Source organism: Streptomyces sp. NPDC058683, from assembly GCF_042716195.1.
Lineage (GTDB): Bacteria > Actinomycetota > Actinomycetes > Streptomycetales > Streptomycetaceae > Streptomyces.
In genome coordinates this window covers 105705-121223 of the sequence record NZ_JBHXSK010000039.1, presented here as the reverse complement: position 1 = coordinate 121223, position 15519 = coordinate 105705, and the positions used below count along the sequence as shown (strand labels likewise).

12 protein-coding genes are annotated in these 15519 nt (G+C 70.6%); 7 read left to right on the top strand and 5 right to left on the bottom strand.

Going from position 1 to position 15519, the window contains the following annotated elements; genetic code table 11:
- From ACFWXC_RS35845 to ACFWXC_RS35835, 3 genes are all read right to left on the bottom strand, one after another.
- Positions 1 to 435: universal stress protein (locus tag ACFWXC_RS35845; protein WP_384485350.1), on the bottom strand; the 435-nt coding region annotated here is incomplete at its 3' end.
- 242 nt (positions 436 to 677) lie between these two features.
- A complete protein-coding gene (locus ACFWXC_RS35840) occupies positions 678 to 1904 on the bottom strand; it encodes a glycoside hydrolase family 88 protein (RefSeq protein WP_384485348.1) in 1227 nt (408 codons plus the stop codon).
- 139 nt (positions 1905 to 2043) lie between these two features.
- On the bottom strand, positions 2044 to 3507 hold the full coding sequence (locus ACFWXC_RS35835) for an aldehyde dehydrogenase family protein (RefSeq protein ID WP_384485346.1): 1464 nt from the start codon (positions 3505 to 3507) through the stop codon (positions 2044 to 2046).
- Between the two features lie 284 nt (positions 3508 to 3791).
- On the opposite strand from ACFWXC_RS35835, the gene ACFWXC_RS35830 reads away from it, so the two are divergent.
- Both ACFWXC_RS35830 and ACFWXC_RS35825 read left to right on the top strand, forming a co-directional pair.
- Positions 3792 to 4994 carry a PucR family transcriptional regulator gene (locus ACFWXC_RS35830; protein WP_384485344.1) on the top strand — a complete coding sequence of 401 codons (1203 nt, stop codon included), beginning with the start codon at positions 3792 to 3794 and terminating at the stop codon, positions 4992 to 4994.
- Positions 4995 to 5119: 125 nt separating this feature from the next.
- The gene (locus ACFWXC_RS35825) at positions 5120 to 6700 is read left to right on the top strand and encodes an MFS transporter (RefSeq protein WP_384485342.1); all 1581 of its coding nucleotides are present in this window, start codon (positions 5120 to 5122) and stop codon (positions 6698 to 6700) included.
- A 102-nt stretch (positions 6701 to 6802) separates the two neighbouring features.
- On the opposite strand, the gene ACFWXC_RS35820 is transcribed toward ACFWXC_RS35825, so the two are convergent.
- Together ACFWXC_RS35820 and ACFWXC_RS35815 are read right to left on the bottom strand one after the other, a co-directional pair.
- Positions 6803 to 7918 carry an NDMA-dependent alcohol dehydrogenase gene (locus ACFWXC_RS35820; RefSeq protein WP_384485340.1) on the bottom strand — a complete coding sequence of 372 codons (1116 nt, stop codon included), beginning with the start codon at positions 7916 to 7918 and terminating at the stop codon, positions 6803 to 6805.
- 64 nt (positions 7919 to 7982) lie between these two features.
- Positions 7983 to 9461 carry an aldehyde dehydrogenase family protein gene (locus tag ACFWXC_RS35815; RefSeq protein WP_384485358.1) on the bottom strand — a complete coding sequence of 493 codons (1479 nt, stop codon included), beginning with the start codon at positions 9459 to 9461 and terminating at the stop codon, positions 7983 to 7985.
- A 419-nt stretch (positions 9462 to 9880) separates the two neighbouring features.
- Here ACFWXC_RS35815 and ACFWXC_RS35810 point away from each other — a divergent pair, with 419 nt between their 5' ends.
- From ACFWXC_RS35810 to ACFWXC_RS35790, 5 genes are all read left to right on the top strand, one after another.
- Positions 9881 to 10084 (top strand): ferredoxin, encoded by a 204-nt coding sequence (locus tag ACFWXC_RS35810; protein WP_384485338.1) that lies wholly within the window; start codon positions 9881 to 9883, stop codon positions 10082 to 10084.
- 148 nt (positions 10085 to 10232) lie between these two features.
- Positions 10233 to 11423, top strand: coding sequence for a cytochrome P450 (locus ACFWXC_RS35805; RefSeq protein ID WP_384485336.1), 1191 nt, complete (start codon positions 10233 to 10235; stop codon positions 11421 to 11423).
- A 697-nt stretch (positions 11424 to 12120) separates the two neighbouring features.
- Positions 12121 to 13377 carry an ABC transporter substrate-binding protein gene (locus tag ACFWXC_RS35800; protein WP_384485334.1) on the top strand — a complete coding sequence of 419 codons (1257 nt, stop codon included), beginning with the start codon at positions 12121 to 12123 and terminating at the stop codon, positions 13375 to 13377.
- 67 nt (positions 13378 to 13444) lie between these two features.
- Positions 13445 to 14275 carry a mycofactocin-coupled SDR family oxidoreductase gene (locus tag ACFWXC_RS35795; RefSeq protein WP_384485332.1) on the top strand — a complete coding sequence of 277 codons (831 nt, stop codon included), beginning with the start codon at positions 13445 to 13447 and terminating at the stop codon, positions 14273 to 14275.
- The gene (locus ACFWXC_RS35790; protein ID WP_384485330.1) at positions 14272 to 15495 is read left to right on the top strand and encodes a cytochrome P450; all 1224 of its coding nucleotides are present in this window, start codon (positions 14272 to 14274) and stop codon (positions 15493 to 15495) included. Before ACFWXC_RS35795 ends, ACFWXC_RS35790 begins: the two co-directional genes overlap by 4 nt.
- Positions 15496 to 15519: the final 24 nt, after the last annotated feature.

Below are 15519 nucleotides of genomic sequence, written 5' to 3'. Positions count from 1 at the left end.
GCCCTGGTCCTGGCTCTCCGGGGCGAGCAGGATCGCGGTGTGGGTGTGGTGCGCGACGGCATCGCTGACCCGCGGGTCGAACAGCGCCTGAGCGGCGCTGCGGTGGTGCGGGCTCAGCACGATGAGATCGGCGTCGAACTCCTTGGCGGTCTCCGAGATGGCGGCCGCGACCTGGGTGGTGAGCCCCCTCAGGAGGGTTCCCTCGGCCTTGATGCCCTTGTCCCGGAGGGCGGCGAGCGCCTCGTCCAGAACGGCCTGGGCCTCGGTGTCCTCCTCCAGCGGGACGATCGCCGCGACGGAGGCGGCGGAGGCGATGACGTGTACGACGCGGACCTCGGCGTTCGTGAGCTGCGCCAGCTCGCCGGCCAGCCGTACGGCGGAGCGGCGGGCGGGGCTGGGATCGACGGCGATGAGGATGCGCTGGAACACGGACACGGTACTTCCCCTTTCGGGGTGCGGAAGGTCGACTCGGTGGTCTGGGACGCCGGGTGCCGGCGTGACGGCTCGGCGCGTCCGGCGCCGAACGAGTTCTTCCGTCCCCATGGTGTGATCATCTCACCACGCGTCGGCGCGGCGGACAGCGGTCCATGTAACAGCCACTGAACTGCGGGAAGCCGCCCGGTTCCGGCCCGGCGGCCGGACGCCGCGATTGCGCGTCAGCGCACCTCCGCCGTCGGTCAGGGCATCGTGAGGTCGATGGCACGGTCGAGGGCCTGGGGGTGGAGGACCCGGTGGATGCCTTCCAGGAGGTAGTAGTCGGCGTAGGGGAGGGAGACCTCGATGCCGTCCTCGGCCGGCCGGTTGCGGGTGCAGCGGGCGACGACGGCGTCCGCTCGGGTGGAAGCCCTGGTCAGGCAGGTCCCCGCGAGTGCGGTCAGCAGCCGCAGGGCGACGTCGCGGTACTTCTCGCGGCCGGTCGCGGCGGCCAGGTCGAGGAGCCCGCAGGCCATGACGGCTCCGGCCGACGCGTCCTTGATGTCATGGGGGTGCTGGGGAGCCCGATAGTCCCAGACGGGGACGTGGTCGGGGGTGAGCACGCCGATGGCGTACTCGGCCAGGCGCGTCGCCGTGGCGAGGAACCGGGTGTCGGCGGTGCGGCGGTAGAGGGTGGTGAATCCGTAGATCCCCCAGGCCTGTCCACGGGACCAGCAGGAGGTGGGGCTGTAGCCCTGGACGGTGTTGGGGCCGATGGGGGCGCCGGTGGCCGGGTCGAGGTCCCAGACGTGCGGGGTGGAACCGTCGGCCCGCGGGAAGAGGCGCTGGGCGGTCTCGGCGTGGGCGACGGCGATGTCGAGATAGGAGGTGTCGCCGGTCTGCTGCGTGGCGAAGACGAGCAGGTCGAGGTTCATCATCGTGTCGATGATGATGCGCCCGGCGTTGGCGGGGTCGTCCAGCGCGCCCCAGGCGCGCAGGAACCGGCCGCGGGGGTTGTAGCGCCGGATGAGGGAGTCGGCCGCCTGGATGGCGCCGGTGCGCCACTGGTCGTCTCCGGTCAGGCGCCAGGCGGTGACCCAGGAGGGGGTGAACAGGAAGCCGAGGTCGTGGGTGGTGGTGTCGTTGCGGCGGGGGGCGAGTTTGCGTGCGGAGTCGAGGGCGAGGGTGCGGAACCGGTCGTCGTCGGTGTGGAGCCAGCACATCCACAGGGTGCCGGGCCAGAACCCGCCGACCCAGTCGCCGTTCTGGGAGTAGGTCCACTTCTCGAACTTCGTCGAGACCGGGAAGCCGGTGACGCCGGGTGCGACGGTGCGGACCTTCTCGACCGCGTAGTCGGCGGCGGCTCTGAGGACGTGCGTGGTGGCGGCCGGCACGTGCCCGGCCTCGGCGTGTGCGGGCAGAGGTGCGCTGGCGTAGGCGGCCGCGGCGCCGCCTGCCGTGGCCAGCACGGCCCGCCGGGAGATGGACATGACTGCCTGCCTCTCCAACTGGGATGTGGTGCACGGGAGTTGAAGGAGTCTGGCATGCCCGCTCGAATCATGTACACCCATGTGCATGATGTTCGCGTACATGAATACTGTCGGCCCGGCATCGTGCGGATGTCCGCGCTCAGAATGCTTCGGGCAGGGTGACATGGACGTACGTCTTGGTCTCCTGGAACTCGGCGAGGGAGAGCGGTCCGCGCAGCCGGCCGATGCCGCTCTGCTTGAAGCCGCCCTCGGGGAAGCCCTCGTCGTGCAGGTGCCAGGAGTTGGTCCAGACGGTGCCCGCCCGGATCGCGCGGCTGACCCGCCGGGCGCGGTCGCCGTCGCGGGTGAAGACGGCGGCGGCCAGGCCGTACTGGGTCGCGTTCGCACGCTCCACCGCCTCGGCCTCGTCGTCGAAGACCTCGAAGGTGGCGACCGGGGCGAAGATCTCCTCGTGCACCAGGTCGGCGTCGGGGTCGGTGACCTCGATCAGGCTGGGACGGTAGAACGCGCCCGCGGCGAGGGGGCCGTCGGTGACCGGGCCGCCGCGCACGATCGCCTTGCCGCCGTGCGCCAGGGACTCCTCGACGAGGTGGTCGACCCGCTGTACCGCGTTCTGGTCGATGAGCGGGCCCATCCGGGAGCGTTCGTCGTCTCCGGGACCGACGACGACCGATTCGAGGGCGGCGCCGAGGCGTTCGCGGACCTGGTCGGCGAGGGAGCGGTGGACGAGGATGCGGCTGCCGGCCGTGCAGAGCTGCCCGGCCCCCAGCGTGAGGGCCAGGGTGAGCAGGGGCAGCGCGTGGTCGAGGTCGGCGTCCTCGAACAGAACCATGGGGGTCCTGCCGCTCAGCTCCACGGTCATCCGTTTCAGGGTGACCGCGCCGGTGGCGACGACCAGCCGGCCGATCGCGGTGCTGCCGGTGTAGCTGACCGCGTCCACGTCGGGAGAGGCGGCCAGGTACGGAGCGCCGCTGTTGCCCGACTCGGTGAACATGTTGACCACCCCGGCCGGAAGCGAGGGCACTTGGGAGATGATCCGTGCCATCAGCGCGTTGGTCAGAGCCGTCTGGCCCGGCAGCTTCACCACGACGGTGTTGCCCGCGGCCAGGGCGGGGCCCAGCGCCCGCAGGAACAGGGCGACCGGCGAGTGCCACGGCACGATGACCGCCACGACCCCGAGCGGCTCGGGCAGGCTGCTGAACCAGGTGTTCGAGTCGGTCTGTGCGAACGTCCCGGTGTCGGTGATCAGGTTGGCGATCGCGTAGGTCAGCGCGCCGGCGGCGGACCCGGCCTCCAGGCGGGCCTCGCGCAGCAGCTTGCCGTTCTCCGCGGTGAGGAGCTGGGCCAGTTCGTCCGCGTGTGCCTCGAAAGCGGCCGCCATCTCGGTCAGCGCCCTGCGGCGCAGGTTCCGGTCCGTCGGCCAGGCGGTCGAGGCGAAGGCGTGGCGGGCCGCGGTCACCGCCGCCTCCGCCTCCGCGCGTCCGCCGTCCGCGTACGTGCCCACGACCGCGCCGTTCGCCGGGTTGTGCGACGTGGAGACGGTGGCCGAGCTCCGCCACTGCCCGCCGATCCAGTGCCGGGCGGTCTCGTCGTTGTCGTACATCGCCTCGATACCTCCATGGCAACGGGCGTCACACCGGGTCGTGTGACGCTCAGGCGAGAGACTAGGAGGCTTATATTTGCTTTGTAAAGCAAGTCTTGTCAACGGTCGCACGGCAGGGTGGAAGCCCGCGCCGCCGGAACCCGGACCGGAGTGGGAATCCACTGCGCGGGCGCGGCGAGCCTGTTGCCGGGCACATCGACAGCCGGCCGTGCGGGCGATCATCCTGGACACGGCGATCGGCGACCGGCCGGGGCCGGGACGGCAGGCAGGACTGAGGTGCGAAGGTGACGGACGAATCCGCCGAGGGTCTCGCCAAGCTCGTGGCGGGTCTCCTGGAGCGAGTCGGTGCACTCGGTGACGCCATGGCCGAGCGCATCCGGTCCGAGGCCAGCGACCACGGCGGCAACTGCGTCCCGCTGGAGGAACTGCGCGAGTCCTGCCGGGTCGAGTTGCGCAATGTGCTGCGCGCGCTGGCCGGCCAGGCGCCGCTCGACCCCTCGCTGGGCACCGACACCGGGCGCAGGCGCGCCAGGCAGAACGTGCCGGAGACCACCCTGATCGCCAGCTACCGGTCGGGTATCAGGTTCGTCTGGGAGCTGCTCATCGCCGAGGCGACCACCACCGGCCTGGTCGACCACGAAGGTCTGGTCACGGCGGTGTCCTCGATCTGGGCCGTCCAGGACGCGCTGATCGAGTCGACGATCGCCGGCCACCGCGAGGCCACCACCGAACTGCTCCGGAACGCGGAGCAGGAGCGTTCCGCGCTGCTCGAAGCCCTGTTGACCAATCGGAGCCTCGATGCCGGCACTCTCCTGGCGGCCATCGGCGTCCTGCGCATGCCGCGGTACGGCAGGTTCGCGGTCGTGGCGGCGGAGGTGACGTCGTTCGGGCGCCACCCGCTCGTGCGGACGGAACAGGCCCTGCGTGCAAGCGGCATCCACTCGGTGTGGCATCTGCGCCCGGACACCCACGTCGGCATCGTCCAGCTCGCCACGGCCGGGCAGTACGACCAGCTCGTCGAGGTACTGGAGGGCGAGGCGGTCAGCAGGACCGGCGTCAGTCCCGCCTACGAGGACCTGTACGACACCGGGACGAGCCTGTGGTACGCGAAGATCGCCATGCAGGGCGGGCGTGCGGGCGGCTGTGCGGTCACCGTGTTCGACGACAGTCTGGTGGCGGTCGCCGCGGCGGCCGCGCCCGAGATCTCCCAGCGTCTGGCGCGCAACGTCTTCGGCCCGCTCGACCCGCTCCCGCCGGCCGAACGGGACGTGCTGCTCGACACCTTGGAGACCTGGCTGGCCTGTGGGGGCTCGACCGAGGAGACGGCCAGACGCATGTACTGCCATCCGAACACCGTGCGCCAGCGCTTCCGCCGGATCACCGAGTACACCGGCCGTTCGACCTCCGAACCGCACGGGATCACGGAGCTGTGCATCGCCCTCTACGCGCTCCGGCAGAACCCGCGACAGGCGGCAGAGACCCCCTAGCCACCGCGGCCCGCGCGCCCGCGGGCGTCGAGCCCGGGCTCTTGCGGCCCGGAGAAACCCTGTCCGTCCCGGCTCCCCGCGGAGCGATCCCGCGCGTTCGTGGAAACGGAAGATACGAGACCGCCATGTCCCACCCTCCCCCCGCCTGGAACGTCAAACGCTGGACTCTCGCCGTGGTCTGCACGGCGACGTTCATGCTCCTCCTCGACCTCACCGTGGTCTTCGTGGCCCTCAGCAGCATCCAGACGGACTTCCACTCCGACCTGGGCTCCCTGCAGTGGGTCGTCGACGCCTACACGGTTCCGCTCGCCGGACTCCTGCTCACCGCGGGCACCCTGGGCGACCGCATCGGCCGGCGCCGGGTCTTCCTGGCCGGGATGACCCTGTTCACCGCGGGCTCGCTCGGCTGCGCGCTGGCCTGGTCGTCCCTGTCGCTCGACATCATGCGTGCCGGGCAAGGGGCCGGTGGCGCCCTGCTGTTCGGGGTGGCGCTGCCGCTGCTCGGCGAGGCGTTCCCGCAGGCACGGGAGCGGGCCGGTGCGATCGGCGCGTTCGGCGCCACCATGGCCGCCGCCACCGCGGTGGGCCCGCTCGTCGGCGGTTACCTCGTCCAGGGTCCGGGCTGGCGCTGGATCTTCCTGATCAACGTGCCGATCGGGCTGGCGACCCTGGCCGCGGGCCGGCTGCGGCTGCGGGAGTCCCACGGTGCCGCCACCCGCGGAACCGACGTCCCGGGGGCCGTACTTCTCACCGCGGGCCTGTTCGCGCTGATGCTGGCGGTCATCCGCGGCAATGACGAGGGCTGGGCGTCCGCGCCGATCCTCACGCTGTTCGTGGCGGCGGCGATCCTGCTGGCGGCCCTGTTCGTGCGGGAGTCGCGTGCGGGCGAGCCCATGCTCGACCTGCGCCTGTTCGCCCAGCCGTCCTTCCTGGGCGTCGCGGTGGCCGTGTTCGCCATGATGGCCACGCTCGTCGCGGCCATGAACTACACGGCCCTGTATGTCGCGAACACCCTGGGCTACGGGCCGTCGGCCACGGGCCTGCGCTTCCTGCCCCTCACGATCGCCTCCTTCGTGGCCGCGCCGGTCACGGCGGCACTGGCCGACCGCGTCCCGCCGCGCCTGACCGTCGGCGGGAGTCTCCTGCTGACGGCGGCCGGGCTGGGACTGACCGCTCGCCTCGACGCCGACTCACGATGGACCGAGCTGGTCGCCGGGTTCGTCGTCGCCGGAATCGGGCTGGGCGCGGGGAGCGCCGCGACCTCCAACGCGGCCCTCTCCCTGGCCGAGCCCTCCCGGGCCGGTACGGCGACCGGCATGGTGAACACCATGCGCCAGATCGGCCTGGCCACCGGTGTGGCCGTGCTCGGTTCGGTCTTCCAACGGCGGGTCACCGACGCGACCAGCGGTCAACTGGCCTCGGTGCCCCTGCCGCACGACACGATCGCCGCACTCTCCGAGGCGGTCGGCTCCGGCGCCGGCGCCCAGGCCGCGGCCGGCGTCCCCGGCCCGCTGCGGCGAACCGTCGTCGAGGCGGCCCGGGCGGCCACCGCCTCCGGCCTCAATCACATCCTGCGCATCGGAGCCGTCGTCGCGGCCGTCTGCGCGGTGGTCGCGCTGGTGACGATCCGGCGGGAGACGCCGACCGCGGAGACCACGGTCTCGGCGGCGCCGGTCACGGCCGCAGAGACCGCCGGAAAGCCCTGACCATGCCGACGACGAGCTGCGGCACCAGGACCTCGCGGTTTCCTGGATGCCGCGGCGGACGTCCGGAGCCGGAGCGCCGTCGGCGACCGCGCCGCCCGGAACTCAGAAGGCGAGGACGCCTCGGAGGTTCAGGCCCTTGTGCATGTCCTCGTAACCGCGGTTGATGTCGTCGAGTTCGTAGGTGCGGGTGACGAGGCCGTCGAGCGGCAGCCGTCCGGCCCGGTAGAGGGCGTAGATCCGCTCGATGTCGGCGAGCGGGCGGGTCAGTCCCATCACCACGCCGATCAGGTTCTTCGCCGACATGGCGAACTCGACCAGCGGCAGACTCACCGTGTCCTCGGTGACAGGGGCGACGGACGTGACGACGACGTTGCCTCCCTTGCTCACCAGACGGCTCACGGGCCCGATCATGGAGCCGTACAGCACCCCCACCGTGATGATCGCGGCGTCGGCCATCCGGTTGCGGGTCAGCTCGGAGACGATGCCCTGCGCCTCCTCGACGCTCTCCGCGGTGTGGGAGGCACCGAACTTCAGTGCCTGCTCCCGCTTGAACGCGACCGGGTCCACCGCCACGATGTTCGCGGCGCCCGAGACGGCCGCGCCCATCACCGCGCTCATCCCGACCCCGCCGGTGCCGACGACGACCACGGTGTCGCCGTCCCGGATGCCGGCGGCGCGGACCGCCGAGCCGTATCCGGTGATGACCCCGCAGCTGGTCACCGCCGCGACCTGCGCGGGGATGTCGCGCTCGTAGCGCTGGACGCGGATCTCCTGCACCAGGGTGTATTCGGAGAAGGTGCCGAGCTGGCCGTACGCCCCGATCTCACGGCCGTCGGAGGTGGTGAACGCGAACGTGCCGTCCGCGCGGGCGCCGGTCATGACGTCGAGGTTCCTGTCGCACAGGTGTGTGCGTCCGTCCGCGCAGTAGCGGCACGCGCCGCACGTGGGCAGGGGCAGCAGCATCACCGGGTCGCCGACGGCGACCCGGTCGACGCCCGCGCCGACGGCCACGACGACGCCCGCGCCCTCGTGGCCCCCGACCACAGGCAGATTGGCGGGGAAGTCACCGGTCACGTTGTGATCGTCGCTGTGGCACAGCCCGGCGTACTCCAGTTTCACGAGGACCTCGCCCGCTCGGGGATCGGGGAGGGTGCAGTCGACTATCTCCCAGGGGCGGCCGACTTCCCAGCACACGGCGGCTCGGGTACGCGTAGACACTTTGGCCTCTCCTTCGAGGTGACGTGGGTGAAGCGAGGACGGCCGCGGGGGCGTGTCGCCCCGGCTAGAGCCGGATGAAGACCGACTTCAGCTCGGTGAAGTTGTCGAGTGACTTCTCGCCCAGCTCGCGGCCGATGCCGGACTGCTTGAAGCCGCCGAACGGGAAGGTGAGATCCAGTTCCGAGTACGTGTTCACCCAGACCACGCCGGCCCGCAGCCTGCGGGCCACGCTGTGCGCGGTGGACACGCTGGACGTGGCGACCGCGGCGGCCAGTCCGTAGTCGGTGTCGTTCGCGATGCTCACGGCCTCGTCCACGTCCCGGAAGGTCAGGAGTGCGGCGACCGGGCCGAAGATCTCCTCTCGGGCCAGGCGCATGCTGTTGTCGACACCGGTGAAGACCGTCGGCTGCACGAAGTAGCCGGGTGCGTCGTACTCCCCGCCGCCGATCGCGACCTCGGCGCCCTGCTCGCGGCCGATGGCGACATAGGAGGTGACCCGTTCGAACTGCTGGGCGGAGACGACGGGGCCCAGCACCGTGTCCTCCGCGAGCGGATCGCCGACCCGGAACTGCTCGAGGGCCTTGGCCAGTTCCTCGGAGAACTCGTCGTGCACGGCCTCGTGGACGAGGATGCGGGTGCCCGCGACGCAGACCTGCCCGGTGAGCATGGCGAACCCGGCGGCGGCGGCCCGTGCCGCCGCCGGGATGTCCGCGTCGGGCATGATGATGTGCGGTGACTTGCCGCCCAGCTCCAGCGTGACCCTCTTGAGGTTGCCCTGCGAGGCCTGCAGGATCGCCTTGCCGGTGGCCGTCGAGCCGGTGAACGACACCTTGTCGACACCCGGGTGGGCGGCGATCGCGGCGCCAGCGGTGTGACCGAAGCCGGTGACGACGTTGAGGACCCCGCGGGGCAGACCCGTCTCCGTGATGATCTCCGCGAGCCGCAGCGCGGTCAGCGGCGTCTGCTCGGCCGGCTTCAGGACGACCGTGTTGCCGCACGCGAGCGCGGGGGCGATCTTCCAGGCCGCCATCGTGATCGGACCGTTCCACGGGATGATTCCCGCGCAGACGCCGACGGGTTCCCGCACGGTGTAGCAGTGCACCGAGGCATCGACCGGGTTGACCGTGCCGGTCATCTTCGTCGGCCAGCCGGCGTAGTAGCGGAAGGTCTTCGCCGCGTCGGCGACCATGCCGCGGGTCAACGTGATCGGGATTCCGCCGTCGAGCGTCTCGAGGGTGGCCAGTTCTTCGGCATGGGCGTCGATCGCGTCGGCGATGCGCAGCAGGACCATGGTCCGCTCGTGCGGGTTCAGGTCCGGCCAGGACCGGTCCTCGAAGGCACGGCGGGCGGCGCTCACGGCCCGGTCGACGTCGGACGCTCCGCCCGAGGCCACGGAGGTCAGGGCCGTTCCGGTCGCCGGATTGATCGTCTCGAACGTCTCACCCGACTGTGCACCGGTCCAGTCACCGTCGATCAGCATCGGCCTGGCGCCGGGTCCGGCGATGAATTCGGGAACCGGTGCGGCGGTGACGTCGATGTGCATCGTCACGGGTTGACTCCTTACGTGTCGAGCAGGCGTCGGCTGAGGCACGGGATCACGTACAGAGAAGAAAAATGTGTGCAGTTTTACACGCCCGAAACGCTAGATCGCTCTTCGCCGATCCGTCAAGGATCGCGCAGGAGTTCCGTTCGCCTCGGAGATCATCCACGCCAGAACATGGCGCCGACCTTGAGATCTGCGTAGCGTGGGGGTGAGCCGCACGATCGCGCGAGGACGTCCCCCGGATGGTGTGGCCACGTCATTCTGCATGCATAACTGTCCCTGTCGATGGTCGTTCGGCTCTGTCGGCGGGTGCGGGAACGACCGCGCGGCACGGGTGCGGTCGCCAGGCGGGCCGCTGGTCCGCCGCATGCGCCAGTCGCGCCCGGCGTGCCGGTGTCGCCTACCTTTCGGAGCTCGTGATGGCCTTGTCGATAGACCCGCAGCGGTGCCAGGGGCACGGCCGCTGCGCTCTGATCAGTTCCGCGCTGTTCGACGTCAGCGACGAGGGGCTGGGTGTCGTCCTGGTGCCCGAGCCCGGCCCCGAGCACGCGGCCGACGTCGCCGCGGCGGTCGACAACTGCCCCGAGATGGCGATCCGTGCGGCGGCCGGCCCGGCCGACTGACGTCTTTTGCCTCACTACTTGCGGAGGTACTACCCCGTGTGTAGTTTCCGGATGATTGGCGCGTCGCCCCGGCCGCGCGCCGAGGGTTCCCTTCCCTTCTGCCGCCCGCACCTGGACGGCGCCCTGGGCCGCCTCGACGGAGGTCGACATGACCAGCCTGGACAATGAGAAGATTCCGGTCGATGAACTCGCCGCGCACTTCGACCTTTTCGATCCGGTGCACAGCGAGCGTCTGTGGGAGGTCCTGTCCTACGCGCGCTCGTCCTGTCCTGTGGTGAAGACGGATGCCGACGACGGGTACCACATCGTCACGCGCTACGACGACGTGCGGGCCGTACTCGAGGACGCGGCCACCTTCAGCTCGGTGCAGGCCGGGCTGCGCGGTGTGCCGATCCCGCAGCCGCCGCTGACGGAGGACCCGCCGAACCATCTCGAGTACCGAAGGGCGCTCAACCCGTATCTGTCCCGGTCGTTCCTCGCCCGCTACGAGGACGACATCCGCCAGCACGCCCGCGAATTGCTCGACGAACTCGTTCCCAAGGGGCGGTTCGAGTTCATGACCGAGTTCGCGGTCCCGTTCACCTCGGGCAACCTGGCGAAGGTGATCCTCGACGACGACAACGAGGAGCGCCTCGCCCGGGCCATCCGCCTGGCCACGGAGATCAGCAGCGAGGGCCGGCACGAGGCCTTCTTCGAACTCGCCGCGCTGGCGGAGGAACTGCTGCACGAGCGGGCCGAGTCCGGCAGCGAGCGCGACGACGTGCTGTCCGCGATCATCCGGGCGACGGTCCAGGGCCGGCCGCTCACCATGGAGGAACGGGTCGGTGCCACCACGATCCTGTTCACGGGCGGCCTCGACACCACCAAGGCCGCCCTCGGGAACATCGTCAGGCATCTCGCCGACGAACCGGCACTGGAGAGCCGCCTGAGGAATCCCGACTGGGTCAAGGGCGACCTCGACGAGTTCCTGCGCCTCGAGTCGCCCATCACCTTCATGGCCAGGACCGTGACCCGGGACACCGAGGTCGGGGGCTGTCCCCTGCACGCCGGTGACCGGGTGGCCATCCACTACGCCTCGGCGAACCGTGACGAGACCCGCTTCGAGGACCCGGCCGAGCTGCGCTTCGACCGCGGGCGCAATCCGCACGCCGCGTTCGGTCTCGGGCCGCACCGGTGTATCGGACTGCACTTCGCCCGTCTGCAGATCGAGATCGGCTTCCAGGAGTTGTTCAGGCGCGTCACCCGTATCCGCGTGCCCGCCGGCGAGCAGGTCAAGTCGGCCACCGGCATCGTGCTGACCCACGAGTACCTGCCGATCGAGTTCGACACGGCCGAGTAGACCGGCCGCGCCGCCCGCGGACGCCCACGGGGCGGACCGGCGGCGCCAGGATCTCCGCATACGGGCGCGCGGGGGAGGGCCGGCCCGCCGCTGGGTGCGGCCCGGCCCGCACGACCAGGCGGGAAGCCTGTGCCGTGCGGGCCCTTTCACGTCTCCAGGGTCGGGCTGACTCCAGCCCTGCGACCCTCCGTTCCGCTGGTTCGCCGGCCCTTCGGCTGTGTGCCGTCCCAGGTCACGGTCCCCTCGCCCGGCGCGAGGGTGACCGCTCTCCTCCCTGCCCCGCCTCACCCCGCCCCGACGGCGCCCGCGTTGACGCGGAGCCGGGAGGTCCGCGCCGCCGGCTGGACGCCTCCCCGCTCACCGTGCCGTCGTCGGCGCTGCGGAGTCGCGCGCGGACCGGGGCGACACCCTGCCGTCGCCTGGTCCTTCCGAGTCGTTGACACCCCCTGGGCCCGGTGCTAGCTTCCCCTGCACCTACCTACTCTAGTAGTGAATATCGGCTGATCGAAGCTGATTCCCGTCTGCGCAGCCACGCCGCAGACGCCTCCTGGTGAAGCACAGGCAGACGCTGCCCGTGCGGACCGGAAGTGCCACGCACGGACCGACAGCCCTGCCTCCGGGGCGGACCCGCGCCGTCGCAGTGGAGAAACCATTCCGCGCTGTTCTCCCTCTGGACGCCAGCGAAAGGTGCTCAACGATGAGCCTTTACCGCAACTCCCTCGCAGGCCTGGCCGTCGCGGCCACGCTCTCGGCCTCACTCTCGGCCTGTGGTTCCGGCGCGGACGCCGTGGACGGCAAGTCCGGGTCCGACACCATCACGATCGGGGTACTGACCCCGCTGAACGGCCCGGCCGCGTCCTCGTTCGGACAGAAGACCGTGGACGCGGCCAAGGCGCGGATCGAACTCGCCAACGCCACGCACGAGATCCCCGGCGTCACGCTCAAGGTCGTGAGCGAGGACGAGGGCGTCAGCCCGCAGACGTCACTGGCGGCGCTGCAGCGCCTGTCGGAGCAGGACCACGCGGACATCGTGCTCGCGGCGGGCGCCTTCTTCTTCGGTTCGTACCGCTACGCGGTGCAGAAGAACATCCCGGTGGTCGGCGACTGCATCGACGGCCCGGAGTGCGGCGACCCCAAGAACACGAACATCTTCGCCGCGTTCGGCAGTTCGGACAACAACTTCCCCAACTACACGGGAATCCCCGAGTTCTTCAAGCAGCAGGGCGGCACGAAGTACTGCGGGATCGGCTACAACTCCCCCTCCACGGTCTCCAACGGCAAGGCGATGGCCGGATCGGTGAAGGCCTCCGGCATGCCGGTGCCCTACACCAACTTCTCCTTCGACCCGGGCCAGGCCAACTTCAGCGCGATCGCCCTGTCGATCAAGAACGCGGGCTGCGACGTGGTCGGCACCCAGATGCAGGTCGGGGACAGCCTTTCGCTGTTCACCGCACTGAAGAACGCCGGAGTCACGCTGAAGGCCTCCTTCGTGCAGGGCGGGTACGGCCAGGAACTGTTCGACTCCGCCGAGTCCGTCACCGCGGCACAGGGCATCGACATGGCCGCCGGCTACACCCCCGCCTCGCTGAAGACCCCCGGCGTCACCCGCATGATGAACGCGCTGAAGACATACGCGAACTGGACCAAGCCGTACCCGTCGGCCAGCCACGAGTGGGGCTGGTTCACCGCGGACACCGCGGTCACGGGCCTCAAGGCCGCCGCCGCGGCGAAGGACACCTCGGGCAAGGGCTTCATCGCCGCGCTGCGGAAGGTGACCAGCGACGACCACGGCGGGCTGACCTGCCCGGTCAACTACTCCACCTTCGCCGACACCCAGCAGCAGTTCCCCGGCAACTGCACCTACATGGTCAAGGTCAAGGGCAAGGAGTTCGTGTCCCTCACCGGCAGGGACGAGATCCGGATCAAGGCGATTCCCGGTACCAGCAACGGCTGACGAGGGACCGCTCACCGGGCCCGGTGAGCGGATCGCGTCCCCGAGACATCCCCGAAGGGCGGAGACAATGGGCGTGTTGGAAGGCAAGGTCGCCTGCATCACCGGGGCGGCCCGCGGCCAGGGCAGGAGCCACGCGGTCGCTCTCGCACGCGAGGGCGCGCACATCATCGCCCTGGACGCGTGCACCACGATCGGCAGCGTGCCGTATCCGCTGTCCACCGAGGACGACCTGCGGCAGACCGCCAAGGACGTCGAGGCCGTCGGCGGAACCGTCGTCACCGCCGTCGCCGACGTACGCGACGAGGCCGCGCTGCGCGGCGCGGTCGACGGCGCGGTCGCCCGGTTCGGCAGGCTCGACATCGTCTGCGCCAACGCCGGCATCAGCACGCCGTCGCCGACGCTCACGATGGACGAGCAGACCTGGCAGGACACCATCGACATCAACCTCACCGGTGTCTGGAAGACCTGCCGCGCGACGATCCCGCACATCAGCGCCGGGGGCCGGGGCGGCTCGGTGATCATCACCAGCTCCGCGGCCACCGAGATCATCTCGGGCAACATCGCCCACTACACCGCGTCCAAGTACGGACTGGTCGGGCTGATGAAGGTCCTGGCCAAGGAACTCGCCCCGCAGGCCATCCGCGTCAACACCATCCACCCGACCGGGGTGGAGACACCGATGATCCTCAACGAGCCGATGTACCGGCTCTTCCGGCCCGATCTGGCCGACCCGACCCGCGAGGACTTCGAGGCGTCCGCGCGCACCCACAACGCCATGGGGATCTTCGCGCTGAGTCCCCAGGACGTCTCGGCGGCGGTGCTCTACCTCGCCGCCGACAGCGGGCGCTACATCACCGGCAGCACCTTCACGCTCGACGCAGGCGGAGCACTGGGATGACCACACCACTCAAGGACCTCGTCCAGGTCGAGGACTTCGACTTCTACACCGACCGCCAGTTCGAGGTGTACGCCAGGATGCGCCAGGAGGCCCCGGCGTTCCACTACGAACCCCTCGACGTGCACCTGCTGACCCGGATGGACGACGTACGGCACGTCTCCACCCACCCGGAACTGTTCTCCAACACCGGGGGCCTGACGCTCAACCAGCTGCGCATGGCCCGTGACGGCGCGCTGGCCGCGTTCGAGCGGTTCAACGAACCGGACGGCGAACTGGTGATCACCAAGGACCCGCCCCGGCAGAAGCAACTGCGCGGGCTGATGGCGCCGACGCTCGCCCCGCGCTACCTCGACGGTTTCCAGGAGGCGCTCGACACGTTCTGCCGACAACTGGTCGACGAGGTCGAGCCCGGAGCGTCGTTCGACTTCGTCGAGCGGATCGCGGCCCGGCTGCCCCTGTACGTGGCCGCGGCGATCCTCGGCGTCACCGAGGTCGACATCTCGCGCATGATGACCTGGGTGACGGCGCTGGAGGACCTGACCAGGGTCGAGAGCATCGCCGACCTGGAGGGACCGGGCCAACGCTTCGACGAGCTCAAGGACTTCCTGCGGGCCCGGATCGCCGCCAAGCGCGAGAACCCCGGCACCGACATGATCTCGATGTTCTTCAGGTCGCGGCTGGACGGCGGCGACGTGCCGGACGCGGTGGTCCTGGCGCACGTCTCCACCCTCATGTCGAACGGCGGCACCACCCGTCTGCTGCTCTCCTCCATGGCCGGGCACCTCGCCGACCACCCGGAGGAGACCAAGGCGATGCGGGCGGACCCCGCCCTGCTGGACACCGCGATGGAGGAGGTCCTGCGGCTGTCCCCGCCCGCCCGCGGCTTCGTCCGTACCCTGACCGCCGACACCAGCGTCGCCGACAAGGAACTGAAGGCCGGCGACCGCGTGTACATGCTCTACCCGGCGGCCAACCGGGACCCCGCCCACTTCACCGAGCCCGATCGGTTCGACCCCGCCCGCGAGCGCGCCAACCACGCCTCCTTCGGGTTCGGCACCCACTTCTGCCTCGGCTCGGGCCTGGCCCGGATGGAGACACGGGCGCTCTTCCGCCACCTCCTCGACCGGTTCGGCGAGGTCCGCCGCACCGGCCCGGCCACCCGCTACCCGCACGTGCAACTGAACGGCCCGGCCACCCTGCCGGTCTCGCTTCACCACTGACGGTACCCGTCGGCAGCCGCCGCA

Bases quoted from the DNA above. Each gene is read 5' to 3' on its own strand.
- ACFWXC_RS35825 (WP_384485342.1), top strand. From the start codon at position 5,120: ATGTCCCACCCTCCCCCCGCCTGGAACGTCAAACGCTGGACTCTCGCC.
- ACFWXC_RS35840 (WP_384485348.1), bottom strand. From the start codon at position 1,904: ATGTCCATCTCCCGGCGGGCCGTGCTGGCCACGGCAGGCGGCGCCGCG.
- ACFWXC_RS35835 (WP_384485346.1), bottom strand. From the start codon at position 3,507: ATGTACGACAACGACGAGACCGCCCGGCACTGGATCGGCGGGCAGTGG.
- ACFWXC_RS35790 (WP_384485330.1), top strand. From the start codon at position 14,272: ATGACCACACCACTCAAGGACCTCGTCCAGGTCGAGGACTTCGACTTC.
- ACFWXC_RS35795 (WP_384485332.1), top strand. From the start codon at position 13,445: ATGGGCGTGTTGGAAGGCAAGGTCGCCTGCATCACCGGGGCGGCCCGC.
- ACFWXC_RS35800 (WP_384485334.1), top strand. From the start codon at position 12,121: ATGAGCCTTTACCGCAACTCCCTCGCAGGCCTGGCCGTCGCGGCCACG.
- ACFWXC_RS35805 (WP_384485336.1), top strand. From the start codon at position 10,233: ATGACCAGCCTGGACAATGAGAAGATTCCGGTCGATGAACTCGCCGCG.
- ACFWXC_RS35815 (WP_384485358.1), bottom strand. From the start codon at position 9,461: ATGCACATCGACGTCACCGCCGCACCGGTTCCCGAATTCATCGCCGGA.
- ACFWXC_RS35810 (WP_384485338.1), top strand. From the start codon at position 9,881: ATGGCCTTGTCGATAGACCCGCAGCGGTGCCAGGGGCACGGCCGCTGC.